The organism is Brevibacillus fortis, assembly GCF_003013395.1.
In the GTDB taxonomy this organism is placed as follows: Bacteria; Bacillota; Bacilli; order Brevibacillales; family Brevibacillaceae; genus Brevibacillus; species Brevibacillus fortis.
In genome coordinates this window covers 436,722-461,952 of sequence record NZ_PXZM01000003.1, presented here as the reverse complement: position 1 = coordinate 461,952, position 25,231 = coordinate 436,722, and the positions used below count along the sequence as shown (strand labels likewise).

At 47.3% G+C, this 25,231-nt stretch carries 33 protein-coding genes and 1 tRNA gene; 32 read left to right on the top strand and 2 right to left on the bottom strand.

Annotated features, from left to right (window positions below):
- Window positions 1-53 precede the first annotated feature (53 nt).
- The 9 genes from rpsA (at window position 54) to C7R93_RS03790 (ending at window position 7,572) form a co-directional block, all read left to right on the top strand.
- A complete protein-coding gene (gene rpsA / locus C7R93_RS03830) occupies window positions 54-1,226 on the top strand; it encodes a 30S ribosomal protein S1 (RefSeq protein ID WP_106837545.1) in 1,173 nt (390 codons plus the stop codon).
- Between the two features lie 76 nt (window positions 1,227-1,302).
- Window positions 1,303-2,355 carry a type 2 isopentenyl-diphosphate Delta-isomerase gene (gene fni, locus C7R93_RS03825; RefSeq protein ID WP_106837544.1) on the top strand — a complete coding sequence of 351 codons (1,053 nt, stop codon included), beginning with the start codon at window positions 1,303-1,305 and terminating at the stop codon, window positions 2,353-2,355.
- An 85-nt stretch (window positions 2,356-2,440) separates the two neighbouring features.
- Window positions 2,441-3,076, top strand: a complete 636-nt coding sequence (locus C7R93_RS03820; RefSeq protein WP_106837543.1) for a YphA family membrane protein — start codon at window positions 2,441-2,443, stop codon at window positions 3,074-3,076.
- A 7-nt stretch (window positions 3,077-3,083) separates the two neighbouring features.
- Window positions 3,084-3,989 carry a YIEGIA family protein gene (locus C7R93_RS03815; protein ID WP_106837542.1) on the top strand — a complete coding sequence of 302 codons (906 nt, stop codon included), beginning with the start codon at window positions 3,084-3,086 and terminating at the stop codon, window positions 3,987-3,989.
- A 3-nt stretch (window positions 3,990-3,992) separates the two neighbouring features.
- A complete protein-coding gene (locus tag C7R93_RS03810; RefSeq protein WP_106837541.1) occupies window positions 3,993-4,175 on the top strand; it encodes a capping complex subunit for YIEGIA in 183 nt (60 codons plus the stop codon).
- 54 nt (window positions 4,176-4,229) lie between these two features.
- The gene (gene der / locus C7R93_RS03805) at window positions 4,230-5,543 is read left to right on the top strand and encodes a ribosome biogenesis GTPase Der (RefSeq protein ID WP_106837773.1); all 1,314 of its coding nucleotides are present in this window, start codon (window positions 4,230-4,232) and stop codon (window positions 5,541-5,543) included.
- 15 nt (window positions 5,544-5,558) lie between these two features.
- A complete protein-coding gene (gene plsY, locus C7R93_RS03800; RefSeq protein WP_106837540.1) occupies window positions 5,559-6,161 on the top strand; it encodes a glycerol-3-phosphate 1-O-acyltransferase PlsY in 603 nt (200 codons plus the stop codon).
- A 13-nt stretch (window positions 6,162-6,174) separates the two neighbouring features.
- Complete coding sequence (locus C7R93_RS03795) at window positions 6,175-7,227, top strand: NAD(P)H-dependent glycerol-3-phosphate dehydrogenase (protein WP_106837539.1); 1,053 nt, start codon at window positions 6,175-6,177, stop codon at window positions 7,225-7,227.
- A 78-nt stretch (window positions 7,228-7,305) separates the two neighbouring features.
- The gene (locus tag C7R93_RS03790) at window positions 7,306-7,572 is read left to right on the top strand and encodes a stage VI sporulation protein F (protein ID WP_106837538.1); all 267 of its coding nucleotides are present in this window, start codon (window positions 7,306-7,308) and stop codon (window positions 7,570-7,572) included.
- 120 nt (window positions 7,573-7,692) lie between these two features.
- Here C7R93_RS03790 and C7R93_RS03785 read toward each other — a convergent pair whose 3' ends face one another.
- Window positions 7,693-8,169: a hypothetical protein gene (locus C7R93_RS03785; RefSeq protein WP_106837537.1), complete on the bottom strand. Its 477-nt coding sequence runs from the start codon at window positions 8,167-8,169 to the stop codon at window positions 7,693-7,695.
- A gap of 134 nt (window positions 8,170-8,303) precedes the next feature.
- Here C7R93_RS03785 and C7R93_RS30555 point away from each other — a divergent pair, with 134 nt between their 5' ends.
- The 7 genes from C7R93_RS30555 (at window position 8,304) to folE (ending at window position 12,882) form a co-directional block, all read left to right on the top strand.
- A complete protein-coding gene (locus C7R93_RS30555) occupies window positions 8,304-8,492 on the top strand; it encodes a DUF2768 family protein (protein WP_106837536.1) in 189 nt (62 codons plus the stop codon).
- Window positions 8,493-8,504: 12 nt separating this feature from the next.
- A complete protein-coding gene (locus tag C7R93_RS03775) occupies window positions 8,505-8,801 on the top strand; it encodes a 2Fe-2S iron-sulfur cluster-binding protein (protein WP_106837535.1) in 297 nt (98 codons plus the stop codon).
- A gap of 16 nt (window positions 8,802-8,817) precedes the next feature.
- Window positions 8,818-9,165 (top strand): 2Fe-2S iron-sulfur cluster-binding protein, encoded by a 348-nt coding sequence (locus C7R93_RS03770; RefSeq protein ID WP_106837534.1) that lies wholly within the window; start codon window positions 8,818-8,820, stop codon window positions 9,163-9,165.
- A 16-nt stretch (window positions 9,166-9,181) separates the two neighbouring features.
- A complete protein-coding gene (locus C7R93_RS03765; protein ID WP_106837533.1) occupies window positions 9,182-9,910 on the top strand; it encodes a hypothetical protein in 729 nt (242 codons plus the stop codon).
- A gap of 182 nt (window positions 9,911-10,092) precedes the next feature.
- Window positions 10,093-11,571 (top strand): stage IV sporulation protein A, encoded by a 1,479-nt coding sequence (gene spoIVA, locus C7R93_RS03760; RefSeq protein ID WP_106837772.1) that lies wholly within the window; start codon window positions 10,093-10,095, stop codon window positions 11,569-11,571.
- A gap of 236 nt (window positions 11,572-11,807) precedes the next feature.
- A complete protein-coding gene (locus tag C7R93_RS03755) occupies window positions 11,808-12,080 on the top strand; it encodes an HU family DNA-binding protein (protein WP_005831316.1) in 273 nt (90 codons plus the stop codon).
- A gap of 235 nt (window positions 12,081-12,315) precedes the next feature.
- Window positions 12,316-12,882 (top strand): GTP cyclohydrolase I FolE, encoded by a 567-nt coding sequence (gene folE / locus C7R93_RS03750; protein WP_208637785.1) that lies wholly within the window; start codon window positions 12,316-12,318, stop codon window positions 12,880-12,882.
- 258 nt (window positions 12,883-13,140) lie between these two features.
- Here folE and C7R93_RS03745 read toward each other — a convergent pair whose 3' ends face one another.
- The gene (locus tag C7R93_RS03745) at window positions 13,141-13,539 is read right to left on the bottom strand and encodes a hypothetical protein (protein ID WP_167402427.1); all 399 of its coding nucleotides are present in this window, start codon (window positions 13,537-13,539) and stop codon (window positions 13,141-13,143) included.
- Between the two features lie 308 nt (window positions 13,540-13,847).
- Between C7R93_RS03745 and C7R93_RS03740 the strand changes: the two genes are divergently transcribed.
- The 16 genes from C7R93_RS03740 to aroH all read left to right on the top strand — a co-directional run bounded on the left by C7R93_RS03740 (window position 13,848) and on the right by aroH (window position 25,231).
- Window positions 13,848-13,924, top strand: a tRNA-Pro gene (locus C7R93_RS03740).
- A gap of 111 nt (window positions 13,925-14,035) precedes the next feature.
- Window positions 14,036-14,746, top strand: coding sequence for a lytic transglycosylase domain-containing protein (locus C7R93_RS03735; protein ID WP_106837531.1), 711 nt, complete (start codon window positions 14,036-14,038; stop codon window positions 14,744-14,746).
- A 37-nt stretch (window positions 14,747-14,783) separates the two neighbouring features.
- Window positions 14,784-15,014, top strand: a complete 231-nt coding sequence (mtrB, locus tag C7R93_RS03730; protein WP_007716531.1) for a trp RNA-binding attenuation protein MtrB — start codon at window positions 14,784-14,786, stop codon at window positions 15,012-15,014.
- Between the two features lie 76 nt (window positions 15,015-15,090).
- Window positions 15,091-15,606 (top strand): hypothetical protein, encoded by a 516-nt coding sequence (locus C7R93_RS03725; protein ID WP_106837530.1) that lies wholly within the window; start codon window positions 15,091-15,093, stop codon window positions 15,604-15,606.
- Between the two features lie 125 nt (window positions 15,607-15,731).
- The gene (locus C7R93_RS03720) at window positions 15,732-16,568 is read left to right on the top strand and encodes a heptaprenyl diphosphate synthase component 1 (RefSeq protein ID WP_106837529.1); all 837 of its coding nucleotides are present in this window, start codon (window positions 15,732-15,734) and stop codon (window positions 16,566-16,568) included.
- 4 nt (window positions 16,569-16,572) lie between these two features.
- A complete protein-coding gene (locus tag C7R93_RS03715) occupies window positions 16,573-17,292 on the top strand; it encodes a demethylmenaquinone methyltransferase (RefSeq protein ID WP_106837528.1) in 720 nt (239 codons plus the stop codon).
- A 76-nt stretch (window positions 17,293-17,368) separates the two neighbouring features.
- Window positions 17,369-18,238: a UbiA-like polyprenyltransferase gene (locus tag C7R93_RS03710; RefSeq protein WP_106837527.1), complete on the top strand. Its 870-nt coding sequence runs from the start codon at window positions 17,369-17,371 to the stop codon at window positions 18,236-18,238.
- Complete coding sequence (locus C7R93_RS03705; RefSeq protein ID WP_106837526.1) at window positions 18,235-18,831, top strand: UbiX family flavin prenyltransferase; 597 nt, start codon at window positions 18,235-18,237, stop codon at window positions 18,829-18,831. The genes C7R93_RS03710 and C7R93_RS03705 overlap by 4 nt, the downstream gene beginning before the upstream one ends.
- A 4-nt stretch (window positions 18,832-18,835) precedes the next feature.
- Window positions 18,836-19,699 (top strand): menaquinone biosynthesis protein, encoded by an 864-nt coding sequence (locus C7R93_RS03700; RefSeq protein ID WP_106837525.1) that lies wholly within the window; start codon window positions 18,836-18,838, stop codon window positions 19,697-19,699.
- A gap of 9 nt (window positions 19,700-19,708) precedes the next feature.
- Window positions 19,709-20,674, top strand: coding sequence for a polyprenyl synthetase family protein (locus C7R93_RS03695; RefSeq protein WP_106837524.1), 966 nt, complete (start codon window positions 19,709-19,711; stop codon window positions 20,672-20,674).
- A gap of 104 nt (window positions 20,675-20,778) precedes the next feature.
- Window positions 20,779-21,222, top strand: coding sequence for a nucleoside-diphosphate kinase (gene ndk / locus C7R93_RS03690; protein ID WP_007716560.1), 444 nt, complete (start codon window positions 20,779-20,781; stop codon window positions 21,220-21,222).
- Between the two features lie 128 nt (window positions 21,223-21,350).
- A complete protein-coding gene (locus C7R93_RS03685) occupies window positions 21,351-22,124 on the top strand; it encodes a CheR family methyltransferase (RefSeq protein WP_106837523.1) in 774 nt (257 codons plus the stop codon).
- A gap of 76 nt (window positions 22,125-22,200) precedes the next feature.
- Window positions 22,201-22,359: a hypothetical protein gene (locus C7R93_RS30165; protein WP_007716564.1), complete on the top strand. Its 159-nt coding sequence runs from the start codon at window positions 22,201-22,203 to the stop codon at window positions 22,357-22,359.
- A gap of 228 nt (window positions 22,360-22,587) precedes the next feature.
- Entirely contained in the window at window positions 22,588-23,751 is a 1,164-nt protein-coding gene (gene aroC, locus C7R93_RS03680; RefSeq protein ID WP_106837522.1) for a chorismate synthase, read from the top strand.
- On the top strand, window positions 23,751-24,851 hold the full coding sequence (gene aroB, locus C7R93_RS03675; protein WP_106837521.1) for a 3-dehydroquinate synthase: 1,101 nt from the start codon (window positions 23,751-23,753) through the stop codon (window positions 24,849-24,851). Before aroC ends, aroB begins: the two co-directional genes overlap by 1 nt.
- Window positions 24,852-24,853: 2 nt before the next feature.
- Window positions 24,854-25,231, top strand: a complete 378-nt coding sequence (aroH, locus tag C7R93_RS03670; protein WP_106837520.1) for a chorismate mutase — start codon at window positions 24,854-24,856, stop codon at window positions 25,229-25,231.

The window sequence follows — 25,231 nt, the reverse complement described above, 5'->3', positions numbered from 1 at the left end:
CACAACCTGTACATAGACGTTTGGGACTGGATGGTATTAAGGAGGTCTTTTGAATGATGGAAGAAACGAACGTAAGCTTGACGGATGCAACAACTATTTCCGTAGGAGATGTCGTAAAAGCAACCGTAACAAAAGTTGAGGACAAACAAGCGCTTGTAGATCTAGGTTACAAGTACGATGGTCTGATTCCTATCAGCGAACTGTCTCCACTGCATGTTGAAAAGGTATCTGATGTGGTAGCGGTTGGTGATACTTTCGAAGTGAAAGTCATCAAGCTTAACGACGAGAAAGAAGAGCTCGTTGTCTCCAAGAAAGCCGTAGCGATGGAATCCTCTTGGTCTGATCTTGAGCAAAAAATGCAAGCTGGTGAAATCATCGAAGCGACCGTGAAGGAAGTAGTGAAGGGCGGTCTGGTTGTTGATGTAGGCGTTCGCGGCTTCATTCCGGCTTCCATGGTAGAGCGTCATTTCGTTGAAGATTTCTCCGATTACAAAGGCAAAACGTTGGCTTTGAAAGTAGTAGAAATGGATAAGGAAAAGAATAAAGTTATCCTGTCCCATAAAGCAGTTTTGGAAGACGAAGTAAAAGTGCAAAAGCAATCCATTATGGATAAAATCCAAGTGGGTCAAGTATTGGAAGGAACGGTTCAACGCATGACCGATTTCGGCGTATTCGTGGATATCGGTGGTGTTGATGGATTGGTTCACGTATCTGAACTTGCTTGGAACCGTGTAGATAAGCCGTCCGATATCGTGAAGGAAGGCGACAAGGTACAAGTGAAGGTCCTCAAAATTGACCGTGAAAACGAGCGAATTGGCCTTAGCATCAAGGAAACGCAAGCAGGTCCATGGGCGAACGTTGCTGAAGATTTCAAAGCGGGCTCTATTCTGAATGGTACTGTAAAACGTATGGTGTCATTCGGTGCATTTATTGAGCTGGCTCCTGGAATTGAAGGCCTCGTACACATCTCTCAAATTGCAAACCGCCGGGTGAATACACCAAGTGAGGTTTTGAAAGAGGGCCAAGAAGTACAGGTGAAAGTATTGGATGTTGTTCCACAAGAACAGCGCATTAGCCTCAGTATCCGTGCAGTAGAAGAAGACCGTGTGGAGCAGGCAGAACGTGCGAGCAAGCGTGAACAGCAACAATTCACGCAAGAAAACAACCAACCAATGGGCGTGACATTGGGCGAGTTGTTCGGTGATCTGAAAGACAAGTTTAAGTAAGATAAAAAGCAGGATTCATGGGGATACGCTCTGGCGTATCCCTTTTTTCTGGGAGTGAAAGTCTAGGAGGGGTACGATGGATCGTCGTTCGATTAGAAAACTGGATCATATTCGAAATGCTCTTGTCAGCGGGGAAGATGGTGCAAATAGCTTTGATGATGTTAGCTTTGTTCCGAACAGCTTGCCGAATACAGCGTTAGCTGAAACCTCACTGGACACCGAGATCGCATCCTTGCGACTCTCCTCGCCGATTATGATCAATGCGATGACGGGTGGAGCTGGTGGGACTACGCAGATCAATCAAAAACTGGCGATGATCGCAAGGGAACGCAATCTGGCTATGGCTGTTGGCTCACAAATGGCCGCTCTGCGTGATCCAGAGGTTACGGATAGCTATCGGATTGTCAGGCGGGAACATCCACAGGGGATCTTGTTTGCAAACGTTGGGGCGGAGGCTACAGTGGAGCAGGCAACAGCAGCAGTGGAGATGATAGAAGCGAACGGACTGCAGATCCATCTGAATGTCATGCAGGAGCTGTTGATGCCTGAGGGTGATCGAGATTTTCGCGGCTATCTCGAGCGCATTCATGCGATCAGGGAGAGCCTGGATGTGCCGGTTATTGTCAAAGAAGTTGGTTTTGGCATGGCGAAGGAATCGATCGAGAAACTAATGGAAATCGGGATCAGAACGATCGATGTGGGTGGACGTGGCGGAACAAATTTTGCTCAAGTGGAAAATATGCGAAGCGAACATCCTCACGCGATGTTTGAGGATTGGGGATTCACGACGGTGGAGAGCTTGCTAGAGGCGAATGCTGTCGGTCATCCTGGAATGTCGTACATAGCAACGGGCGGTGTTCGTCATGGACTCGATGTAGTCAAAGCTGCTTCTTTAGGAGCGTCCGCTGTCGGGATGGCAGGGGCAATGCTGCGTCTGGTTCAACGCGAATCTCTGGAAGAATGCTTGGCTACTGTAGACAGATGGCATCAACAAATTCGTGTGGCGATGACTGCACTAGGAATGAAACGTCTGGCAGACACGGTTTGTACCCCTGTGATGATCACGGGAAAAACAGCGGAGAGAGCTAGGCTACGTCACAGGCAACTGGAGAGACTGGCGCAACGTTAGTTAGTGGACGAGCATTCGATTCATGAAATTTCCTTGGTTGAGGCATACTTTTGGGGGAGACAACCATCATTTTGAGGAGATGAACATGAACGAGGGAACCGTTGCGATCCTCATCCAGTGGTCTTTGCTATGTCTTGTCTGGATGGGAAGCTTTGACTTGCAGCTGCGAAACATGAAGATGGAACGCAGACGAGTGCTCGCAGTGATCAGCGCGTTTTTAATTTGTACGTTTGTTAGCTGGGAAATCTATTTCGCCCCCATTCAGGTTAGTCTAAGTGGAACGATATTGCCACTGATCGCAAGCATTGTCCTTTACACAAAGCTCATGTCCAAAATACGCAGATTGTACTTGCTGAGTGCGCTGGCAACGGCCCTTTTGCTATTTTGGCTGCGTTGGCTATTTTTTACCGATCCGATCTTGCTGTTTTGGGATGAAAGGATCATTGTACCCGCTGTTGGAGTCAGTACGATTTTTTTGATGAGCAGAACAAATCTGGGTCAGCTGTTTCAGCTCACGCTCTCCATGCCGCTCGCAGATGCGATACATTCGCTATATTTTTGGAAATTGTCGGGTTCCTGTCATTGGGGTTCGGAGTATGCGCAAGATCTACTGTGGAGTGGCATATCTTTATGGGCTCTCGTGAGCATAGTCTGGTCTGCGGTTCGTCGTATTCTTGGTAGAACAGAACCAGAGTCTTCCCATTCCGATACGGGCAGGTGACGCTAGGGTGTTGAAGGAATTGCTAGCTTATGAATACGTTTTTCCTTTAGTTCTGGGGTTCCTTTTCGGCATTTTGTGTCGGATTCATCTTTTGCGAACAGATTATCGACAATATCCAACCTATCCACACGGTAAAATTATTCACGTTTCACTTGGGGTGATCGCATCTGCGCTCGGAGCGTTAGCGATTCCTGCTCTGCTCAAAGAGAATTACACAGCAGTAACATTTTTGACGGTGGCTGCTCAACAATTCCGCGATGTCAGGAACATGGAACGCACTACTCTGACGGAGATCGATAAGCAGGAGCTGGTGCCCCGTGGTGGCCCTTATATCGAAGGAATCGCAATGGTGTTTGAAGGGCGCAATTACATGGTCATGTTTACCTCTTTGGTGACAACGACGGCTACCATCCTTTTTCATTGGTGGGGCGGTGTCATTGCAGGTGTCATCGCCTTGATGATCTCTCGCAAGCTGCGCTCTGGGAAAACACTATCGCTGATTGCAGAGATTGAGCCGGGAGAAGTGAGAGTCGATGGAAAAGACTTGTATGTCAACGACATTTACATCATGAACGTCGGGTTGGCAGATGCCCAACAGATCATACGTGAGCAAGGTGTGGGTTTTATTGTGACGCCGAGGGATGCCAATGCCAAAGTCACGATTGCCCACCCAGGACAGCGGCAAGCGATTCTGCACGATGTTGCGACGCAGCTCGGTGTATATACAGATACGGGAGAGCCATCGCTAACACCGTTGGTAAAACGTGATATACAGTCAGGGAGACTGGGCGTATTTTTATTGCCGCAAGAAAAAGATTTGGAACGCGCAACGTCCGTCATTCGTGCAGTCCCGATTCTCGAAAGCGTCTTCCGAATGCCAACGAAGACTAGAATCGTGAAAAAGGAGCTGTAGGTCATGACAGGATTAATCTTGGCGGTGATTACGACGAACAGAGACAGAATTGCGGGTGGTGTCCCGATTTTTATCGAGTCTACTACGGAGGGTATGCAGCAAACCGCTTTTACTTTGGAAAAGATACTGGACGCGATGGTGCATGAAGTGAGCGCCGATACCCTTATCATTGTTCGGCATAAGTAGTGTATGGTATGATTAGCTAGTCAAAACGTAAAATGAGAGAGAGTGTTGTTGATTATGGGATTACCAGTGGTAGCCATTGTGGGGAGACCCAACGTGGGGAAGTCCACGATTTTTAACAGATTGATTGGCCAACGAGTCGCGATCGTGGAGGATATGCCGGGAGTAACCCGTGACCGCCTGTACGGGAAAGGTGAATGGCTAACTCATACTTTCCATGTGATTGATACCGGTGGAATTGAGTTTGGCGAGACCGACGAGATTCTTACACAGATGCGTTACCAGGCAGAGCTCGCGATTGATGAAGCAGATGTCATCATTATGATTGTAGATAGCCGTACAGGTGTGACAGATGCAGATGTTGAACTGTCACGGATGCTGAATCGGACAGGAAAACCTGTCGTACTCGCGGTGAACAAAGCGGATAATCCGGAAATGCGTGCGGATATTTACGACTTTTATTCCTTGGGCTTGGGCGAGCCATTCCCTGTCTCGGGTAGCCATGGTCTTGGCTTGGGCGATATGCTGGAAGACGTGGTTCAGCATTTCCCTGCTGAGGATGACGAGGAGAGAAAAGAAGATGTCATTCGCGTATCCATCATCGGTCGTCCAAACGTAGGGAAGTCTTCCTTGACGAATGCGATTCTTGGTGAAGAGCGAGTTATAGTCAGTGATGTTGCCGGAACGACCCGTGATGCGATCGATACGCCGTTTGAGCGCGATGACCAAAGCTACATTCTCGTGGATACGGCAGGTATGCGCAAGCGTGGTAAGGTGTATGAAACAACGGAAAAATACAGTGTAATGCGCGCGATGCGTTCCATTGAAGATTCGGATGTTGTTCTTGTTGTCATTGACGGTGAAGAGGGAATAATCGAGCAGGACAAGAAGATCGCAGGTTATGCACATGAGGCTGGTCGCGGTGTAATCATTATCGTCAACAAATGGGATGCTGTCGAAAAAGATGACAAAACGATGCAACGCTTCACTGAGTTGATCCGCGAAGAGTTCAAATATCTGCATTACGCACCGATCATGTATGTTTCTGCGAAATCAAAACAACGTGTTCACACGATTCTTCCAAAGGTCAATGAGGTTTCTCAAGCTCATGCGATGCGAGTTCCTACCTCTGTCCTTAATGATTTGGTAACGGATGCGACAATTCGTACCCCACCACCGTCTGATCGTGGAAAGCGCTTGAAAATCAACTATACGACTCAAGCGACGGTGAAACCACCGACGTTCATTCTGTTTGTTAACGATCCAGAACTGATGCACTTCTCCTATGAACGTTACATAGAGAACAAAATCCGCGAAGCATTTGTGTTTGAAGGCACGCCAGTACGAATCTGGACGCGGAAAAAAACGTAGGGAGAGAAAAACGCCATGGTGTTATTATCCTGGGTGCTTAGCTATTTAATCGGTTCAATTAGCTTTAGCTATCTTATCGCCAAAAAAGTCGCAGGAATTGACATACGTTCTCATGGCAGCGGAAATGCCGGTGCAACCAATACCCTCCGGGTGTTAGGAAAAGGCCCCGGCATTGCCGTTCTCCTTCTTGATGCACTAAAAGGAATAGCTGCGATGGGACTGACTCACCTCATGACAGGGGACCCGGCAGCGTATGCAGTGGCAGGCTTGTTTGTTATTGCCGGTCACAATTGGCCGATTTATTTTGGATTCCGCGGGGGAAAAGGCATTGCGACGACGCTAGGTGTCGTGCTAGGTTTTTCTCCCTTGGCATTTTTGATCGCTGCCGTATTGGCTGTCATTGTTATTGCGATCACTCGCTTTGTTTCATTAGGGTCATTGGTTATCGTAACGGTTATCCCATTTACCCTTTACTTGTTGGACAAACCCATTTCCTTTTTTTGGGCGAGCTTGGCGATCGCAATCTTTGCTTACGTTCGTCATTTTAATAATATCCGCAATCTTCTTTCAGGAAACGAACGGAAACTAGGGGACAAGTCCAACCGGAAGCTGGGATAGAGAACGTACGGATATGAGAAAAGTGGAGGGGGACGTATTGGTTCAAAATGTTACGGTCATTGGGGCCGGAAGCTGGGGAACGGCACTTGCAACAGTCTTGGCGGACAACGGGCATCAGGTTACGCTTTGGGTTCGGGATAAAAAGCTGGCAGAAGAAATAAACAGCAAGCATGTGAATGAGAAGTACCTGCCGGGAGAAACGCTTTCTGCCAACATCGTGGCGACGACCAATATTCAAGAGGCAGTAATTGGCAAGCGCATTGTTCTCCTCGTTGTTCCTTCACATGCCATGCGCCAAATTTGTCAGCAAGTGGCTCCGTACTTAGAACCGGATGTCCTTTTGATCCATGCGACCAAAGGCTTTGAACTGGAAAGCCTGAAGCGAATGTCAGAAGTCATTGCGGAAGAGGTGCCAAAAGAGATTGCGTCCAGATTGGCTGTATTGTCAGGGCCGAGCCATGCCGAGGAAGTAGTCAAACGGCAACCAACGACAATTGTGATGGCATCCGAATCGGAAGAAAGCATGTTCCGCTCTCAGGATTTGCTGATGAATACGAATTTTCGTGTGTATACCAACCCGGATTTGATTGGCGCGGAGATCGCCGGAGCGTTGAAGAACATCATTGCACTTGGTGCAGGGATGTCTGATGGCTTAGGGTATGGAGACAATGCAAAAGCGGCCTTGTTGACCCGTGGCTTGGCGGAAATTAGCCGTCTGGGTATAAAGCTTGGTGCTAAGCCGCTTACGTTTTCAGGCCTGGCTGGTGTTGGTGATTTAATTGCCACTTGTACGAGTAAACACAGCCGAAACTGGCGTGCAGGCTATATGCTCGGACAAGGAAAAAAACTCGATGACGTGCTGACACAGATGGGGATGGTCGTCGAAGGCGTTCGCACGACGAATGCAGCCTTTTCCTTATCGCAACGCGAGCAAGTTGAAATGCCAATCACTTCTGTTCTTTATGGAATGCTGTTTGAAGGAAAAGAAGCACGTCAAGGCGTGGAAGAACTGATGGGGCGAGGAAAAACCTTTGAGATGGCGTACCTCAATCCCGATGCGGAATAAGTCATGAATGAAGTATCACCGAATTAGGCTTCTGCACATACGATAGGGTGAAAGCCCATGTGCAGGAGGAGAGTTCACATGAATAACATGTCGAAGCGACTTTTTGAGCGTTTGCAAGGGAAAGCAACGGAAAATGTCGATGAAGAAAAGCTTCGCTCACTGGCCGGTCAGGTTAAGCGCAGTGATTTTGAAGACGAGACCAAGCTGCGTCAAATCATTCGCACGCTCGCTACCCTTAGTGGAAAGCAATTAACTCCTGAAAAGGAGGATAAAGTCATTGAAATGTTTCGCAATCAGGAAATCAATCTGAGTGACATGTCCTCCTTGACCAAGCTACTCAAATAAGAGAAATGGGCGATTATGCCCGTTACCTGCAACAAAAACCGTCATACAGTAAGACTAGGAACAATCATGGCTCTACAGGGACATGGCTGACCTACAGATTGCAAGAAAAAAAGAGGGATCTTATCCCTCTTTTTTTCGTTCCTTGGTGTTGCTGCTAACCTGTGTAATCAAGTTCTGGACCAAAGGGGATTGCAGGAGACCGAGTAATTGCCCGATATCTATATTGGCTAACAGGTTGCCTAAGCCTCCTGATTCCTGGGGTGTTTCTGCTGCCTTTTGTGGCTCTGGAGCAGCTTTGCGTTTGCCAGTAGGCTTGTCGGCAACGACTTCAGGCTCAGGTGTGCGTTTTCCGAGATTCTCAATCATCTCCATCGCCCCGTACAACGAATCCATTGTGTCTTCTACCTGCCGAATCGTGCTGCCGATCCCTTTGATGTTATGGCGCATTTTCGAAACGGAGGTGCGCAAATCGACCGCGGGCAGGATTTTTTTCGGTGTGATGGAAAGGGAGACATTTTCGACTTGGTCGCTTAATTTTTTGCTGGGTATAGGCGCGTAAGGATTCCGCCATTTTCGATTATTTACTTTATTACTCAACGTTTCATCCCTCCAATGGGCGAATTCATCACGATAGTCTATGCGAATGTCTAGTATTAGGTTCGCAAGCGTCAGACGAAGAGGGGGAAGTATGGTATAATAAAGCAAAAAATGCAAAGGATGCTGCAGTCCCGATGTATATTGATCCTATGACAAAGATGAACATTTCCCTCATCGCCATTGGGCTAATGTTCGTCTGCAATTTAATTATGATCTTTGCCAGAAAAATAACCAATACGTTTTTGCGGTTCCTTGTGAAGACCTTCGCATTTTTATTATTACTCGTCGTGCTTGTCATGATTTTAATTGTGATTTTTGTCTAGGGAGGATTATCGATGTCAACGATCACACTACTTACTCGTGCAGGCAGTCATGAAGTCTCGATCGAGTTGAATCAATCGATTGTTGCTCTTGCGAAAAAGAACAATGTCGTGTGGGGCCATGCTTGCCAAAGAGGGGTATGTGCACAATGCCGTACGCATGTTTTGGAAGGGGCAGAGTTCTTAAACGAAGTGACACCAGAAGAAAAACTGCGATTGCGCAAGGCAGAACGAGCAGAAGGCTACAGATTAGGCTGCCAGACGAAGATTGTTTCACCAGGAACAGTCAAGGTAGCTCATCGACCGTATTAGTAAAGGAAGTGACGGAATGGGGAAAGTAACCTTTCTCCCGAGCAAGAAGAGTGTGAAGGCGCGCACTGGGCAAACCTTAGTCGGTATCGCTTCGTCAGCTCGCGTCGTAATCCCGCAGAGATGCGGTGGGCACGCATCTTGTCTGATGTGCCGCGTGGTCGTTGAGGATGGCCTCTTGTGCCCGCCAACGGTGCTAGAAAAGCGCAAGCTGCCTGAAAAGGATCTGGCGAATGGCATTCGTTTGGCCTGTCAGGCAAAAACGACGGAAAAGGATTGTACGGTCAGGATTCCAGAAAGCAAGCTGAAATCAGTGGTAGCGGCTGCACTCGAGCGACAACGCAAAGAAAATGAAGATGGAATGTAAGAGGTGTGTACATAAGATGTGGCAATCGTGGCGAAAATCGTTCAAGCTTGTGATCAGTTTGACGATTCTGTCTTCCCTTTTATCTGGCTGCTTGTATCCGGATGAGCGCAGGGCAGAGAATCAAATTCCTAGTACATTTTTTGTAGAAGCAACGCAAAAAGCGATTGAGCAATTTCAAAAAGACACAGCAGTGTTGCCGATCGTAACGAAATCCATCGATACTCCTATTTTTGAAAAATACGAGATTGATTTCCGCAAGATGATCCCTAAATATATGCCGGATGTACCTGGGAACGCATTTGAAAAAGGCGGCGTATACAAGTACGTACTGATTGATGTGGATACAAAGCCGACAGTGAAGCTCATTCATTTGGCAGCTGTCAGTACGGTAGCGGACGTACAGAGTGAAGTAGACCGTTATAAGGGACATTTCGAAAAGCTGCCTGTACTCGCTGACTTGGGGAATGGATACTATTCCATCGATCATGAACGGCTCGGGTTAAAAGCATGGCAAGTGCCGTCCACGATGGGGACTTACTTGCTGCCACTGGTCATGAACGCCCAAGGACAAGTTGGGATCGATTATGCTACGGATATCGCGCAATTGCTTCGGGATACAAAAGTAACCGTACCGGATAAAACAGACCCACGGTACGTATTGGCGCGCAATTCCATGTTCGTGCCAGCAAAATCGTTTCCATATGAAATGGTGAATGGTGAACCGAAACTTCTCAAACTAAATTAACTTCGTGAAAAACGACTCTGATCAGGGTCGTTTTTTTTTTGTTCTAGTTAACGCAAAAATACATATATTTGTACTGTCCACAAAACTAGTACGAGATTCCCTACGAAAATACTGGCGGTCAGGGATAATTCGGAAAATCGGTCATAGTGTAAAAATAGACAAATAGAAGGAGGTCATCGATGGTGGAACGAGTCGACATCTTTAAAGACATTGCCGAACGGACGGGCGGAGACATCTACCTCGGAGTGGTAGGCCCTGTGCGTACGGGAAAGTCGACCTTTATCAAACGGTTCATGGAGCAAGTTGTAATCCCGAATATCAACTCTGAAGCGGAGCGGATTCGAGCTACAGACGAGTTGCCGCAGAGCGCTTCAGGACGAACAATCATGACAACCGAACCCAAATTTGTTCCGAACCAGGCCGTTAACGTACATGTGACAGAAGGACTCAGCATCAATGTCCGCCTCGTTGACTGCGTTGGCTATACGGTGCAAGGGGCAAAGGGGTTTGAAGACGACAATGGCCCAAGGATGGTAAATACACCTTGGTATGAAGAGCCTGTACCATTTGAGGAAGCGGCCGAAGTCGGCACACGCAAGGTTATCCAGGAACACTCAACCATCGGAATCGTTGTGACAACGGATGGCAGCATCGCGGAAATACCGCGTGTAGGATACATCGATGCAGAGGAGCGGGTTGTAAACGAGCTGAAGGAAGTTGGAAAACCGTTCGTGATCGTGGTGAACTCGACGCGTCCGCGCTCCGACGAAGCACAAAACCTTCGCGTACAGCTCCAGGAAAAATACGATGTACCAGTCGTTGCTTTGTCGGTTGATCATATGACAGAGCAGGAAATCTTGCTCCTCATGAGAGAAGTCCTGTTTGAATTCCCAGTCCATGAAGTAAATGTCAATCTTCCGAGCTGGGTGATGGTGCTGGAAAACGGGCACTGGCTACGTCAAAACTACGAGGAAGCTGTACGTGAGACCGTGCAGGACATCCGCCGGTTACGCGATGTGGACCGTGTCGTCGGCTTCTTCAATGACTATGACTTTGTAGAGAAAGCCTCTCTTGCTGGTATGCATATGGGGCAAGGGATCGCAGAGATTGACCTCTACGCGCCAGATGAACTGTATGACCGCATCTTGATGGAAATTGTCGGCGTAGAGATAAATGGCAAGGATCACTTGCTGAAAATCATGCAGGAATTCGCACATGCCAAGCGCGAGTTTGATCAGGTAGCGGAAGCATTGCACATGGTCCGAAGTACGGGCTACGGTATAGCAGCCCCGTCGTTGCATGAAATGACCTTGGACGAACCTGAACTAATCCGCCAGGGACCGCGCTTTGGAGTCAGACTCAAAGCAACAGCACCGTCTATTCACATGATTCGGGTGGATGTCGAGTCTGAATTCGCTCCGATTATCGGAACAGAGAAGCAGAGTGAGGAGCTTGTCCGCTATCTCATGCAAGATTTTGACAAAGACCCGCTTTCTATCTGGAACTCCGATATTTTTGGACGCTCGCTCCATTCCATCGTTAGAGAGGGAATCCAGGGAAAAATTACCATGATGCCAGACAACGCCAGATACAAATTGCAGGAGACATTGGGTCGAATCATCAATGAGGGATCGGGTGGCCTGATTGCGATTATACTCTAAAAATAGTTCTAAAGTCCTATAAACAACAAATATAAGGAAGGCATCTGACATGACGAGATGCCTTTTTTTCTTGTATTTCGTTCAAATTCGACAGGAGGGGCTTGAATTTAAGAAATCGGTGTATTACTATAAGCTTGTCAGATCGGTAAAAACAACCAATCGTGTATAAAACGCTTCGTTTCGGTTAAGAAAAATAATAGCTAGGACTTGGTGTTCTTTGAGGGGAGGTGAATATAATGAACAAAACAGAACTGATTGCAAAAGTGGCTGAAACCACAGAACTCACCAAGAAAGATGCAACAAAAGCAGTTGATGCAGTTCTTGACGCAATTGCAGATGCATTGAAAACTGGTGATAAAGTCCAACTGATCGGCTTTGGTAACTTCGAAGTTCGTGAACGTGCGGCTCGTAAAGGTCGTAACCCACAAACTGGTGAAGAGATCGAAATCGCTTCCAGCAAAGTACCTGCGTTTAAACCAGGTAAACAACTCAAAGACTCCATCAAGTAGTTGTTTCTTTTGAGAACGAAGCACTTACATAAAAAATCCACATTGATAAAATGTGGGTTTTTTTCTGTGTACATACAGTTTGCCTATGAAAATACTGGTATATCTTTTTGTCTTTTTTTAAACGATATGGTAAGATTGGCTTTGATCGCGAGCAGGCACTAAGTCTGACAGGAACTTGGCGCAGGCAGACTTTAGTGATGAGAAACAAGGCGTATGCCGTTACATAGGAGGTACAATCATGAATGTCGACTTGGATAAAATACAGCAAGCTGTTCGCATGATCCTAGAAGCAGTAGGGGATAATCCTGATCGAGAAGGAGTGCTAGATACCCCTAAGCGAGTTGCTAAAATGTACGCCGAAGTATTCGAGGGCATGCATATAGACGAAGAGCAGTATTTCGAGACTGTCTTTAGCGAAGATCATGAGGAAATGGTTTTAGTGAAGGATATTCCGTTTTACTCCATGTGTGAGCATCACCTGGTTCCCTTTTTCGGAAAAGCGCATGTCGCTTACGTACCGCGTGGGGGCCGCGTGGTAGGACTGAGCAAGCTGGCACGTGCGGTTGATACCGTGGCAAAACGCCCGCAGTTGCAGGAACGAATTACAGCAACAGTAGCTGACGCGATTATGCGCAAGCTCGATCCGCATGGCGTGGTTGTGGTTGTAGAAGCAGAGCATATGTGCATGACGATGCGTGGTGTGAAAAAGCCAGGGTCGAAAACGATTACCTCTGCTGTTCGCGGGATGTTTGAGAAAGATGCGGCTGCCCGTGCAGAAGTATTTAGCTTGATTCGCTCATAGTCATCGGATTTGCATACGGAAATTATATTCAATCTATAAGAAAAACGATGTAGTAGATAGAGTTCCAGCCAATCGCGAGTCGCCTTACAACACTTCTCATTCGGAAAATCATTCGGGGAGGGGTGTTTTTATTTTTAGAATGACTGATAAACGGACGTGAATTTTTAAGGAGAGCGTGGGCCGGATTTCGGTGCGAAAAAAACGAACGTCCTGGCAGGAACGTCCGTAATATTAGCCCACGCAAATCTAAAGGTTGCCCTACCAGGGTGAAGGGAATCGAGCCGCTTCAAAGTTCATGAAGTGTACTGTATTTTCGAGTGGTTCGGGAACAGTAGTACCATCCGTGGTGGCTTGAGCAAAGACTTGAACCGCATCTCCTGCAGATAATTGGAGGATGGAGGAAGCGCTCACCAGATTGACGATCGCCAATTCTTCACCTAAAAAATCGTTATCAGCAACTCTTAGCGTCCCGTTTATTGCAATAAAGATTCTTACACTGTAGCTAGTAGGAACATTAGCGAAAAACCCTAGACTCGCTATGATCAAATATACGCCATTATGTTTCGGAGTAAAGGTCGATGTGCTCGGATTATACTCATTGTTTAAATCAAATAATTCATCAGGATATTCAATTGCTGTCAGATCAGCAGGCCCCACATTTTATGCAGTAGCTTGATTGATGGCTCTGAATGCTGACCTTGTTTTTGTTGTTATTTTCATTGTGGATGGAAGAACAGCAAGGGTGAGGTTGTCTTACACTGGAACGGTATTTGACATGCGGCTCTCGTACAAATTGATGGGTATTAGGCTGACACGTGAGGAATCTTCATAATCTGGTAAATTATTCAACGGGATGAAAAAAGATGGAAGATATTAGCGCTTTTGTCTTGCAAGGGTGAGTGGCTGTATTGTATAATCAAAAACGTAAGTAGGGAGTAATCTTTTCACGACTAACGTGAAAACGTCGGGATGTGGCGCAGCCCGGTAGCGCGCACCCTTGGGGTGGGTGAGGTCCAGGGTTCGAATCCCTGCATTCCGACCATTGCATAGAACGATCAGAAGCCTTGAGCATAGGCTTCTTTTTTTGTGTGAAATTTCTATTCTCCCAAGTAGTGCCATTTTGCTATTGGCTTCCTGATCTTTCTTTTTTATAATGATAGGTAGACAAGCTAGGGAAGGGTTGTTCAATGCTATGAAGGTGCCTGTATCACTTCAACCATATTTGCAAACATTGCCGCAAACCTATGATGCCTCTTCGCTTTCGTATGGAAACGAAGGGCTCTTCTCGGACATCCTGCAGTCCCAGTTAGCAACAAACGGCCAGCGGGTTATCAGTTCGCAGGAGATTTTGGCCAAGCTAGATGGTTCAAGGAACTGGAAGATTCCTGCCCATAATCAAAATGAGCAGTCCCTGTTTTTTGCGAAAGGGCCATCTGTTCCTACCCCGGAAATCTTGGACAAGATTGATCAGACAGCGAAAGCGATCGGAGTAGACGTTGATCTGGTGAGAGAGGTCGTCAGGGCCGAATCCAATTTTAATCCGAATGTAGAATCTCACGCAGGGGCGAAGGGCTTGATGCAGCTGATGGACAATACGGCAAAATCCATGCAAGTCCGCAATGTATACGACCCTGATGAAAACCTTGCAGGTGGTACAAAATATTTGAAGTCGCTATTGGATCGTTATGATGGAGATGTGAAAGTAGCGCTTGCTGCTTACAATGCTGGTCCAGGTCGGATGAGTCGTCTAGGAATCAGCAGTGATGACGAGCTTGAAGCGAAGTTTGACCAATTGCCGCAAGAGACACAGCGCTATGTAGACAAGATCATGAGCCGACTGGAGTCAGAAGGGGCATCATACTAGACGTACGCGCATACCGTATTGGTCAGGAGGAAACATATTGGCACAACCATCGGGTTTTAACCAGGATTATTTCGTAGTCAAAGCGAAGGAAAATGGCGTTCATGTGATCGGTTTAACAAGAGGCACTGATACGCGTTTTCATCATACAGAGAAGCTCGATAAAGGCGAAGTCATGATTTTTCAATTTACGGAGCACACCTCTGCGATTAAAGTGCGAGGTAAAGCAGTGATTTACTCGCAGCATGGCGTCGTGGATACGACCGAATAAAGAGCAAGTCGTTTTGCTAAGAAGCAGGCATAGCCTGCTTTTTTTGTTTGTACAATGGAGGAGAGGAGGGATGTCTATGCCGCGCCAATTGTTGATGGCGATTGCTGTTTCCACTTTCTTGGCACTGATGCTGTCGCTCGTTCCTACAAATCAGTGGATGCAAGCGGATATACCGACGTTTCAGTCAGCACGTGCCATTCACTTAAGCGAGCAAAATGCCCTTGATTTGTTTACAAGGATGTCGACGCATTATAATATTAAGCGTATAAAATGGGAAAACCCATCGATCTATGTCGATTTTGTGGTGAAACCAGCCGGAAAAGTAGAGTTAAACACTGTCTATCAAGATTTTTACCGTTTGACATACGACTTGCGTACCTATGCAGACAATGTCGGACCCGTATACTATCGCTTGTTGGAGGAGACGGATCCACCAAAAGAATCGAGATTATTGATTGCCATACAATCGACAACGGGAAATCTGGTAGGACATGACAAACCTTTGACCGACCCTTCGGATATCCAAACCTTTGTAAGCAGTACATTTCCTATTCGGATCGAGCCGTATTTTTATGAGCGAATTAGTCCCTGATGGAAGAAGTATGGTATGATAGTAGAGACGGCCTTTTGACCGGACGGCAGAGGAAGACCGAAGAGTAAGGAACAGTACGGAACAGGCAGACATCTATAGGTTGTGCAGCTTGTGGAGGAGGACGCATGAGCAAAGAACTTTCCCCGAATGTAGAAGAAGTTCGGTCCATTATCGAACAAATCTACAAGAGAATCACCCATTCCTATGTAGAACATTATGTTGACGTTCCTTCCATGGCGGAAAATCGTCTAGAGCTGTTGTACCTTTTTTTGCTGGAACAAGACATGCCGAAGGAAAAAGCTTCGGTTTTATGTACAGCAACAGGGCTTGTCCAATTGGGACTAGACACGCATGAGCTCGTGAAAAATGAGTACGACTCCTCACAGAGCGCGGAGCGAAACCGACAGCTGACCGTACTTGCGGGTGATTATTACAGCAGTCGCTATTATCACCTTCTGGCTTCAGCGGGTGAAATCCAAGCCATTCAAGTGTTGTCGGCAGCGATTCAGCGAGTGAATGAAGCGAAAATGAGACTCTACGTCGCTGGGCGAGACAGCAAGATTTTATCAGATGAAGAGTACTGGGAACTGCGAAATACGATTGATACGGGCTTATACGTGGCTGTTGTAGAGGAGTATGCCGATTCGACTGATCGCTGTCGCTTCTGGAGCGATCTGATGAAGGAAACAGCCAAGGTAGAGAGTGTGATCGAAGAGTGGGAGCAGCTCAAATGGCAAGAACAAGTCCCCTTTGGTTTTGCCCGCTTTTTGCTGCAAAAACCTGGGGCTACACTCGCGCAAGTTTTGTCTGGCGTTGAGGGGAAAGCCATCGAATTAATCGGCTTGTGTGAGCAAATGGTGCGTACGCTGCATCCAGCAGAGACACGTAACATGCTTGCATCCATTACGGCACGGTACTCCCATCGGATCAGTCGCTTGAAGAAGGTAATTGAGGAGATGTAGCCAAGTGAACCAGACACAGATGAATGAGAAAGCAGAGTACGTTCACTCCGTTTTCGAGAGCATTGCAAGCGATTACGACAAAATGAATAATGTAATCAGCTTTGGCAGTCATATTGCGTGGCGTAATTACACAATGAAGCAGATGAATATCCAGCCAGGGCATACGGCGTTGGATGTTGCCTGTGGTACAGCAGACTGGACCATTGCATTGGCCAAGGCTGTTGGAAAAGAAGGCAGTGTTGTTGGTCTTGATTTCAGCCAGAATATGCTGGATGTAGGGGCATATAAAGTGGCGAACGCAGGTGTTGGTAACAACGTAAAGCTAGTGAACGCAGATGCAATGAATCTGCCGTACGAGGATCATACATTTGACTTCGTGACGATCGGGTTTGCCCTGCGCAATGTACCGGATGTTCAGCAGGTCTTGAATGAAATGGCGCGTGTCGTGAAGCCGGGCGGTAAAGTCGTTTCTCTGGAAGTGTCCAAGCCTCCATTCATTCCGTACCGGAAGCTATTTTACTTATATTTCTATAAAATCTTGCCATTGATCGCAAAGCTGACAGTCAACAAGTACGAAGAGTACGCATGGCTGCCGCATTCCCTGACCAATTTCCCGGACAGTCGCGAGCTGGCAACCATGTTTCAGAAAGCAGGCTTGGACCCGGTTCAGGTCAAATTGTTTATGGGTGGCGTATCAGCCTTGCATATTGGCACCAAGCCATAGCTTGACGTATGCGATGGCGCTAACGCGTACATGGGGAGTAAACCGGTATTTCTTCACTAGATAGGAAGTGTCATAGATGGGTCTACGTAAATTGAAAATCATCTTGGAAATGATAAAATTCGAGCACTCCCTTTTTGCCTTGCCTTTTGCTTTTATGGGAGCTGTTTTGGGAAGTATTGTAGTAGAGAATGCATGGCCTACCTGGTCAGAAATTTTTTGGGTGACGGTAGCTATGGTGGGCGCACGCAGTGCAGCGATGTCTTTAAACCGAGTCATCGACCGGGTTATTGATGCGAAAAATCCTCGGACGGTCACGCGAGCGATTCCTGCTGGCCTTATTTCGATTGTGGAAGTCATTTTGTTTATCGTGGTGTCATTTGCGGTATTGTTCATTGCTGCATTCCAGTTAAATGATTTGGCTGTGAAGTTGTTGCCGCTTGCCGTGTTTGTTCTTGTGCTTTATTCCTATACGAAACGCTTTACTTGGCTTTGCCACTTTGTTCTCGGGGTTGCCATTGGGTTTGGGCCGTTGGGTGGCTGGGTAGCTACAACGGGGCAAGTAGATGGCATCGGCCTGCTATTGTTCGCATCCGTTATGTTCTGGACTGCGGGATTTGATATCATTTATGCGTGCCAAGACGCAGAGTTTGACCGAAAAGAAGGACTCCATTCAATGCCGAGCCGCTTCGGAATTGCCAATGCACTTCTGATTGCTCGCGTATGCCACGTTCTTACTTTCGTTGGCCTGATGTCCTTGTATGTAGTTGCAGACTTGTCTATTTGGTTCCTGGTAGGTGTACTCATTTCGGGTGCAATTTTGATCTATGAGCATACGTTGGTGAAGCCAACAGATCTGTCCAAGCTAGATATGGCATTCTTCAATCTGAACGGCATCTTGAGTGTCGTGATGTTTACCTTTACGATGATTGATTTGGTGATTGTATGAACAAGCAAAAGTGGGCTGTCGGGATAACGGGTGCAAGTGGTGCTATCTATGGTGTTCGAGTTGTCCAGGAGCTTTTACGTGCTGGACATATCGTTCACTTGATGATTACAGAAGCAGGCTGGCAAGTATTTCGTGATGAACTGGATTGGCACACGGATGACAGAGAAGCTCTATTGCAGGAGAAGCTGCATCAAGACTTTTCGGGTGAGCTACATTATTGGGGACTGCGAGATTTCAATTGTCCCGCAGCCAGTGGTTCCTATCGCTGTGACGGTATGATCGTAGTACCGTGCTCGATGGGGACTGTTTCTGGCATCGCACATGGCGCGTCAGGTAATTTGCTGGAGCGTGTTGCTGATGTCATGATCAAGGAAGGTCGGCGCTTGGTCATCGTTCCGAGAGAGACGCCGCTCAATGCGATTCAGCTTGAGAACATGCTCAAACTAAGCCGTCTGGGAGTCAAGATTCTGCCTGCCATGCCAGGCTACTATCAGAAGCCGCAAACCATGGATGATCTGATCAATTTTGTTGTAGGGAAAACTTTGGATGCAATTGATGTACCACATTCGCTGTTCCGGCGTTGGGGGGAATAAACGCATGCAAAAGTCTTTGCGTGTAGGGCAAATTTTGTATACCAATGTATTGCCGGTTTACTTCTATTTTGATCAGGCGAAATTCGAAGACCGAATCGAATTCATCCGCCAAGTTCCTGCCCAGTTAAACTCCGCAATGGCGAATGGCGAGATTGACTTGGGACCGATTTCTTCGTTTAGCTATGCTGAGCATACTTGCGAATACGTGGCATTGGCAGATCTGTCTGTCAGTGCCAAGGGGAGAGTAGGCTCCCTTTTCTTATTCAGCAAAAAGCCGATTGAACAATTAAACGGTGCCAAAATAGCATTAACCAACACATCGGCTACCACAGTGAACCTCTTAAAGATCATTCTCCATAAGTTTTACGATTATGAGATTTCTTACGTTACACAGGAACCCATTTTGCAAGAAATGCTGGAGGATGCTGATGCAGCGCTCTTGATCGGGGATGACGCCATTTCGGCTGAGCGAACGGCCAACGACCTGCATGTCTATGACTTAGGGGAGCTGTGGCACCAATTTACGGGCTATTCCATGACCTTTGCCATTTGGGCTCTTCGTCGAGCGGTTATTTCAGACCATCATGATTTGATCGCAGAAGTCCATGCATCCTTTTTAGAGAGTAAAAGGAAAACAAGAGCGAATACAGCCCCATTGATTGACTACGTTCACACACATTTCGGTGGAGAGAAAGAGCAATGGATCCACTATTTCCAAGGATTACAGCACGATTTCGGTGACGTTCAGCGGATTGGACTGGAGTACTATTACCGATGCGCAGCGGAGCTGGGACTTCTATCGGCACCTGCAACCGTCGATCTGTGGCAGGCTGGCGGCCGACAGACCAATACTACGTTGACGAGATAGGTGGAACGGATGAATCTAGTCGATATTTACTTCAAGATGAAAAAAGATGTCCAATACATAGAAGATGAACTGGAAAAAGCAATTGATACGCCAGTTCGAGAGCTGAATCAATCTTCGACTCACTTGCTCAAGGCAGGAGGAAAGCGGATTCGTCCCGTTTTTGTTTTGCTTGGCGGTAAGTGGGGCAATTACGATGTCAAAAAACTAAAGCATGTGGCCGTTCCTCTCGAACTGATTCACATGGCTTCCCTGGTGCATGATGATGTGATTGATGATGCGGATAAGCGTCGCGGGAAAGATACCGTTCGGATGAAGTGGGATAACAAAGTAGCCATGTACGCCGGCGACTATATTTTTGCACGGGCATTAGCCATTGCTTCTCAACTCCCTATCCCGCAATTGCACCAAATTTTATCGAATGCAATCGTCGAGGTTTGCAAGGGAGAGATCCAGCAAGTAAAAGATTTGAATAACTGGGACCAAAACTTCCGTACGTATTTGCGCAGAATCAAACGAAAAACTGCGCTATTAATTGCGATTAGCTGTCAATTAGGAGCAGTTGCAAGCGGTGCGACAGATGAAATGATTCGCAAAATGTACTGGTACGGCTACAATGTGGGGATGGCTTTTCAAATTACCGACGACATTTTGGATTTTACAGGGACTGAGAAGCAGCTAGGGAAGCCTGCTGGAAGCGATTTGGTGCATGGAAACATTACGTTGCCAGCGCTTTATTCGGCTCATCATGGAAAAGCACGGGTGCAATTCCAGGAATGGATCGCGCAAAATACTTTCTGGGATCATACGGATGAAGCGATTCGTATGGTGCGAGAAGATGAAGGCATTGCCTTTTCGCAGCGCCTCGCTGAACGGTATATTGCCCGAGCGCATGCTATTCTCGCGGATTTACCTAACAACCAAGCAAAGACATCTTTGACAGGTATTGCCAATTTTATTATCGATCGCAAATTTTAATGATATTTTGACGGTCTGCCTGTTGCTTGACCACTCTAGTTTTGATAAAATTTTCGTTGGTGTCCTATACACCAATACATAGCTCTAATGGAGGCATACTTACAATGGAAAAAACATTCCTTATGGTAAAACCAGACGGCGTACAACGCAACCTGATCGGGGAAATCGTATCCCGTTTTGAGAAAAAAGGCTACCAACTCGTAGGTGCTAAGCTGATGACAGTTAGCCGCGAACTGGCTGAAGAACACTATGCAGAGCACAAAGAGCGCCCGTTCTTCGGTGAACTGGTAGACTTCATCACTTCCGGACCAGTATTCGCTATGGTATGGCAAGGTAACAACGTAATCACAACTGCTCGCGCTATGATGGGCAAAACTAACCCAGTAGACGCTGCTTCCGGTACAATCCGTGGCGATTTCGCTACTTCCGTTGGTATGAACATCATCCACGGTTCTGACTCTCCTGAGAGCGCTGAGCGTGAAATCGGCCTCTGGTTCTCCGCTGAAGAAGTTCTCTCCTTCGAGAAAACTATCCAACGCTGGATCTAAGAATGATACGGAAAACCCCATTTGTTGGGGTTTTCTTTTTTTTGTCAAAATCTTTGTCAAAACAGATAGGATTATGGCGAAATATAGCGAATGAAGTTAGGGAGTTTGCAAAGGGGGTACGATTCAGCATGGAAGATAAGGACTTTCTCCAATTTATTGCTAGTGTTAAGAAAATGACTGGAATTGATCTTGCCCTCTACAAGGAAGCACAGATGAAGCGCCGTCTAACCTCGTTGAGACAAAAGCGGGGGTACAACACATTTGCCCAGTATTTCGATGCCATCGCGAAAGACAAGGAGCTTTTCTATGAGTTCCTTGACAGGATGACCATCAACGTATCGGAATTTTTCCGCAATCCAGGCCGATGGGAAGTTCTCGAGAATAAAATTTTGCCACGCTTGGCAAAGCAATCGCCGCGGGTGAAATGCTGGAGTGCGGCATGCTCGACAGGGGAGGAGCCGTACACACTCTCACTGATTTTGCTACGCAAGAAGATGGATGCGACCGTGCTTGCTTCCGATATTGATGAGGGAGCATTGGCAAAAGCGAAACAAGGGGTATATACGGACCGCTCCCTGCAAGATTGTCCGAAAGACCTCGTAACAAAGTATTTTGAAAAGGATACACTCAGCTATCGCATAACGGACGAAGTGAAGAGAAAAGTGACGTTCAAAAAACATAATTTGCTGGCGGACTCATTTGATTCTCAATTTGATTTGATTATTTGCCGGAACGTGATGATTTACTTTACCGAGGAAGCAAAGCATGAGCTGTATCATAAGTTTAGTCGGGCACTGAAACCAGGTGGGGTTCTCTTTGTAGGCAGCACTGAGCAAATCTTTCAGCCGCAACAGTACCAACTGGAAACAGAGGATACGTTCTTCTATCGAAAGATGGGTTGATTCATGTTGGCCTTAGTATATCTCTGCTGTTTTTTTCCAAGACTAGGAATACCTACTTTGCTAGAGGAGGCAGCAGATGGATAAACACAAGGTCATCGAAGCATACCGTCGAGGGCTGATCACACTGCAGGAATGTGGTCAGATATTAGGGGCGGAGAGGACACAACTAGATGATTTGATACGCGTGGATCACACTCGAAAACCGCTGAGCCCCAATCCTTTTTTTAACGTGTAGGTATGTCAATCCTGAATCATTCGCGATAGCGTAAAGAGAGCGCTTCTCCTTATACGGAGGGGCGTTTTCCTGTAAGAAGAAAAGGTTTTTCGCAAACGTTTGGCACTTTTGTATTTCCACGGCGTACTAGGTATGATATTATAGCGCTTAAAAGTGATAAAGGACAGCACCCCGAAAAGAGTACCAGTAGGGGGTACAGGCTGCCTGGAGGATGGAGGAAGGATAGAGATGCGTTACTTGACAGCAGGGGAATCCCACGGGCCGCAATTAACAGCCATCATCGAGGGCGTACCGAGCAATTTGCCGATTTCCATTGAGGAAATTAATGAGCAGTTGGCGCGTCGTCAGAAAGGCCATGGTCGCGGCAGAAGAATGCAGATTGAAAAGGATCAGGTGAAAATTCTTTCTGGTGTCCGTCATGGATATACAACCGGAGCTCCTATCACACTGGTCGTTGAAAATAAGGATTGGACGCATTGGCAAGGAATCATGAGTGCTGAGCCTGTAGAGGAAGGCGCTGAAGAAAAGCGTCGTGTTTCCCGTCCACGCCCTGGACATGCTGATTTAAACGGGGCTATTAAGTATCATCAACGCGATATGCGCAATATTCTGGAACGCTCCAGTGCTCGTGAGACTACGGTTCGCGTAGCTGTTGGTGCTGTAGCCCGCCAATTGCTAGCTGCATTTGGTATCCGTATTGGCGGACAGGTACTCCAGATCAATGAGATCGTGGCGAAGCGTCAAGAAGTGAGTCTGGACGAGCTGATTGCTCGCACAGAAGAATCGCCAGTACGCTGCTTGGACAAAGAAGCAGAGCCACTGATGATGGCAGCGATTGACAAAGCAAAAGAAGACGGGGATTCCCTCGGTGGTACCGTAGAAGTGATCGTAGAAGGCGTGCCGATTGGTTTGGGTAGCCATGTGCAATGGGACCGCAAGCTGGATGGACGTCTTGCACAAGCGATTATGAGCATTCAGGCTTTCAAAGGTGTCGAAATCGGTATCGGTTTCGAGGCATCTGGTCTGAAAGGCTCGCAAGTTCATGACGAGATTATTTGGAACGAAGAAACAGGCTACAGCCGTAAAACGAACCGTGCAGGTGGACTCGAAGGCGGAATGACGACAGGAATGCCTGTAGTAGTACGCGGTGTTATGAAGCCGATCCCTACCTTGTACAAACCGTTGATGAGTGTGGATATTGACTCCAGAGAGCCATTCTCAGCGAGCATTGAGCGTTCCGACAGTTGTGCTGTTCCAGCGGCAAGTGTGGTTGCGGAGGCAGTTGTAGCGTGGGAGATCGCGAATGCGATGTGCGAAAAATTCCCTTCTGATTCTCTTGACGACATGGCAGAAAACGTACGTCAATACCGTGCTTACACGGAGAAATTCTAATGGGTGTAGAGAAGCTGACTGTTGAGCTGGGGGAGCGTTCCTACCAGATTGTGATTGGCGACGGTCTTTTGCACCAGGCAGCAGCGTTGCTAGTAGAGGCAGGAATTGCTTCTACTAGCAAGCTGATGATTGTCACAGATGAGAATGTGGCCGTTCATTACTTGGAGCCTTTGCTCGATGTTCTGCGGGAGAATGGGTATCAGGCCCACTCTGCAATCGTCCCTGCTGGTGAACAATCCAAGAGCCTGGCTGTCTACGAACGTTTGATGACAGAGGCTATTGAAGCAGGATTGGACAGGAAGTCTGCTGTATTGGCTCTCGGTGGTGGAGTCGTCGGAGACTTGGCTGGATTTGTGGCTGCTACGTACATGCGCGGCATTGATTTTGTTCAAATGCCGACTACCTTGCTCGCACATGATAGTTCGGTGGGTGGAAAAGTAGCCATCAATCATCCGCTCGGAAAAAATCTCATTGGTGCTTTCCATCAGCCAAAAGTAGTCATTTACGACACGAAAGCCTTGCGCAGCTTACCGAAGCGTGAAGTCGCAGCAGGATTTGCAGAGGTTGTGAAGCACGGACTCATCGCTGATGCTGCCTTTGTCGATTGGCTGGAAGACAACGCTGATTTGCTATGGCAACTCGATTCAGAATTATTAGGGAAAGCCATTGAAAAAGGTTGCGCAGTCAAAGCGGCTATTGTTTCGCAAGACGAGACAGAGCAAGGGCAGCGTGCATTGTTAAATTTGGGCCATACGTTTGGTCATGCGTTTGAAGCGCTGTCTGCCTACTCCACCCTGAATCATGGAGAAGCCATCTCGATTGGGATGTGCTTGGCAGCAAAGGTAGCGGAACGTATTGGTTTTGCCGAGACAGGTGTATACAATCGCACGAAACGGATGCTGGAATTGTTCCATCTGCCAACTGCGTGGCCGGGTACTCTTTCTCCAGATGCTGTGCTAGAAGCCATGAAACGAGACAAAAAGACGGTAGGCGGAAAGCTGGCATTGGTGTTGCCGAGGGCAATCGGGCAGGTTGAAGTCGTCAAAAATATAGAAGAAGAACTCATACTGGGAGTCATGAGAGAAGAAGTGGAGGGATAAGGATGGGAATGAGAGGAATCAGAGGCGCGGTCACGGTGGAAGCCGATACGCGTGAAGAGATTGTCTCCTCTACCAAATGGTTGTTGGAGGAAATGGTAAGCCACAATGAAATAAACCCCGAAGACATTGGTAGCATTATTATCACGACGACAGAGGACCTCTGTGCGACCTTCCCAGCGCAAGCAGCTCGCCTGCTTGAAGGAGAAGCTTGGCAATATGTACCCCTCATGTGCGCAAGAGAAATCCCGGTGCCGGGTGGCTTGCCGCTTTGTATTCGTGTCATGATGCATGTGAATACGGACAAGACAGCAAAAGACATTCATCACGTCTTTTTGCGTGAAGCAGTCAAGCTGCGCCCGGATTTGACAAATCGCGGTTGA

Excerpts from the sequence above, each read along its gene's own strand:
- C7R93_RS03795 (WP_106837539.1), top strand. The coding sequence starts at position 6,175 with ATGAGAAAAGTGGAGGGGGACGTATTGGTTCAAAATGTTACGGTCATT.
- C7R93_RS03735 (WP_106837531.1), top strand. The coding sequence starts at position 14,036 with ATGATAGGTAGACAAGCTAGGGAAGGGTTGTTCAATGCTATGAAGGTG.
- fni (WP_106837544.1), top strand. The coding sequence starts at position 1,303 with ATGGATCGTCGTTCGATTAGAAAACTGGATCATATTCGAAATGCTCTT.
- aroH (WP_106837520.1), top strand. The coding sequence starts at position 24,854 with ATGGGAATGAGAGGAATCAGAGGCGCGGTCACGGTGGAAGCCGATACG.
- C7R93_RS03765 (WP_106837533.1), top strand. The coding sequence starts at position 9,182 with ATGTGGCAATCGTGGCGAAAATCGTTCAAGCTTGTGATCAGTTTGACG.
- der (WP_106837773.1), top strand. The coding sequence starts at position 4,230 with ATGGGATTACCAGTGGTAGCCATTGTGGGGAGACCCAACGTGGGGAAG.
- plsY (WP_106837540.1), top strand. The coding sequence starts at position 5,559 with ATGGTGTTATTATCCTGGGTGCTTAGCTATTTAATCGGTTCAATTAGC.
- C7R93_RS30165 (WP_007716564.1), top strand. The coding sequence starts at position 22,201 with ATGGATAAACACAAGGTCATCGAAGCATACCGTCGAGGGCTGATCACA.
- C7R93_RS03820 (WP_106837543.1), top strand. The coding sequence starts at position 2,441 with ATGAACGAGGGAACCGTTGCGATCCTCATCCAGTGGTCTTTGCTATGT.
- C7R93_RS03710 (WP_106837527.1), top strand. The coding sequence starts at position 17,369 with ATGGGTCTACGTAAATTGAAAATCATCTTGGAAATGATAAAATTCGAG.
- aroB (WP_106837521.1), top strand. The coding sequence starts at position 23,751 with ATGGGTGTAGAGAAGCTGACTGTTGAGCTGGGGGAGCGTTCCTACCAG.
- C7R93_RS03725 (WP_106837530.1), top strand. The coding sequence starts at position 15,091 with ATGCCGCGCCAATTGTTGATGGCGATTGCTGTTTCCACTTTCTTGGCA.
- C7R93_RS03775 (WP_106837535.1), top strand. The coding sequence starts at position 8,505 with ATGTCAACGATCACACTACTTACTCGTGCAGGCAGTCATGAAGTCTCG.
- rpsA (WP_106837545.1), top strand. The coding sequence starts at position 54 with ATGATGGAAGAAACGAACGTAAGCTTGACGGATGCAACAACTATTTCC.
- ndk (WP_007716560.1), top strand. The coding sequence starts at position 20,779 with ATGGAAAAAACATTCCTTATGGTAAAACCAGACGGCGTACAACGCAAC.
- C7R93_RS03705 (WP_106837526.1), top strand. The coding sequence starts at position 18,235 with ATGAACAAGCAAAAGTGGGCTGTCGGGATAACGGGTGCAAGTGGTGCT.
- C7R93_RS03810 (WP_106837541.1), top strand. The coding sequence starts at position 3,993 with ATGACAGGATTAATCTTGGCGGTGATTACGACGAACAGAGACAGAATT.
- C7R93_RS03720 (WP_106837529.1), top strand. The coding sequence starts at position 15,732 with ATGAGCAAAGAACTTTCCCCGAATGTAGAAGAAGTTCGGTCCATTATC.
- C7R93_RS03770 (WP_106837534.1), top strand. The coding sequence starts at position 8,818 with ATGGGGAAAGTAACCTTTCTCCCGAGCAAGAAGAGTGTGAAGGCGCGC.
- C7R93_RS03685 (WP_106837523.1), top strand. The coding sequence starts at position 21,351 with ATGGAAGATAAGGACTTTCTCCAATTTATTGCTAGTGTTAAGAAAATG.
- C7R93_RS03700 (WP_106837525.1), top strand. The coding sequence starts at position 18,836 with ATGCAAAAGTCTTTGCGTGTAGGGCAAATTTTGTATACCAATGTATTG.
- C7R93_RS03695 (WP_106837524.1), top strand. The coding sequence starts at position 19,709 with ATGAATCTAGTCGATATTTACTTCAAGATGAAAAAAGATGTCCAATAC.
- C7R93_RS30555 (WP_106837536.1), top strand. The coding sequence starts at position 8,304 with ATGTATATTGATCCTATGACAAAGATGAACATTTCCCTCATCGCCATT.
- aroC (WP_106837522.1), top strand. The coding sequence starts at position 22,588 with ATGCGTTACTTGACAGCAGGGGAATCCCACGGGCCGCAATTAACAGCC.
- C7R93_RS03755 (WP_005831316.1), top strand. The coding sequence starts at position 11,808 with ATGAACAAAACAGAACTGATTGCAAAAGTGGCTGAAACCACAGAACTC.
- C7R93_RS03790 (WP_106837538.1), top strand. The coding sequence starts at position 7,306 with ATGAATAACATGTCGAAGCGACTTTTTGAGCGTTTGCAAGGGAAAGCA.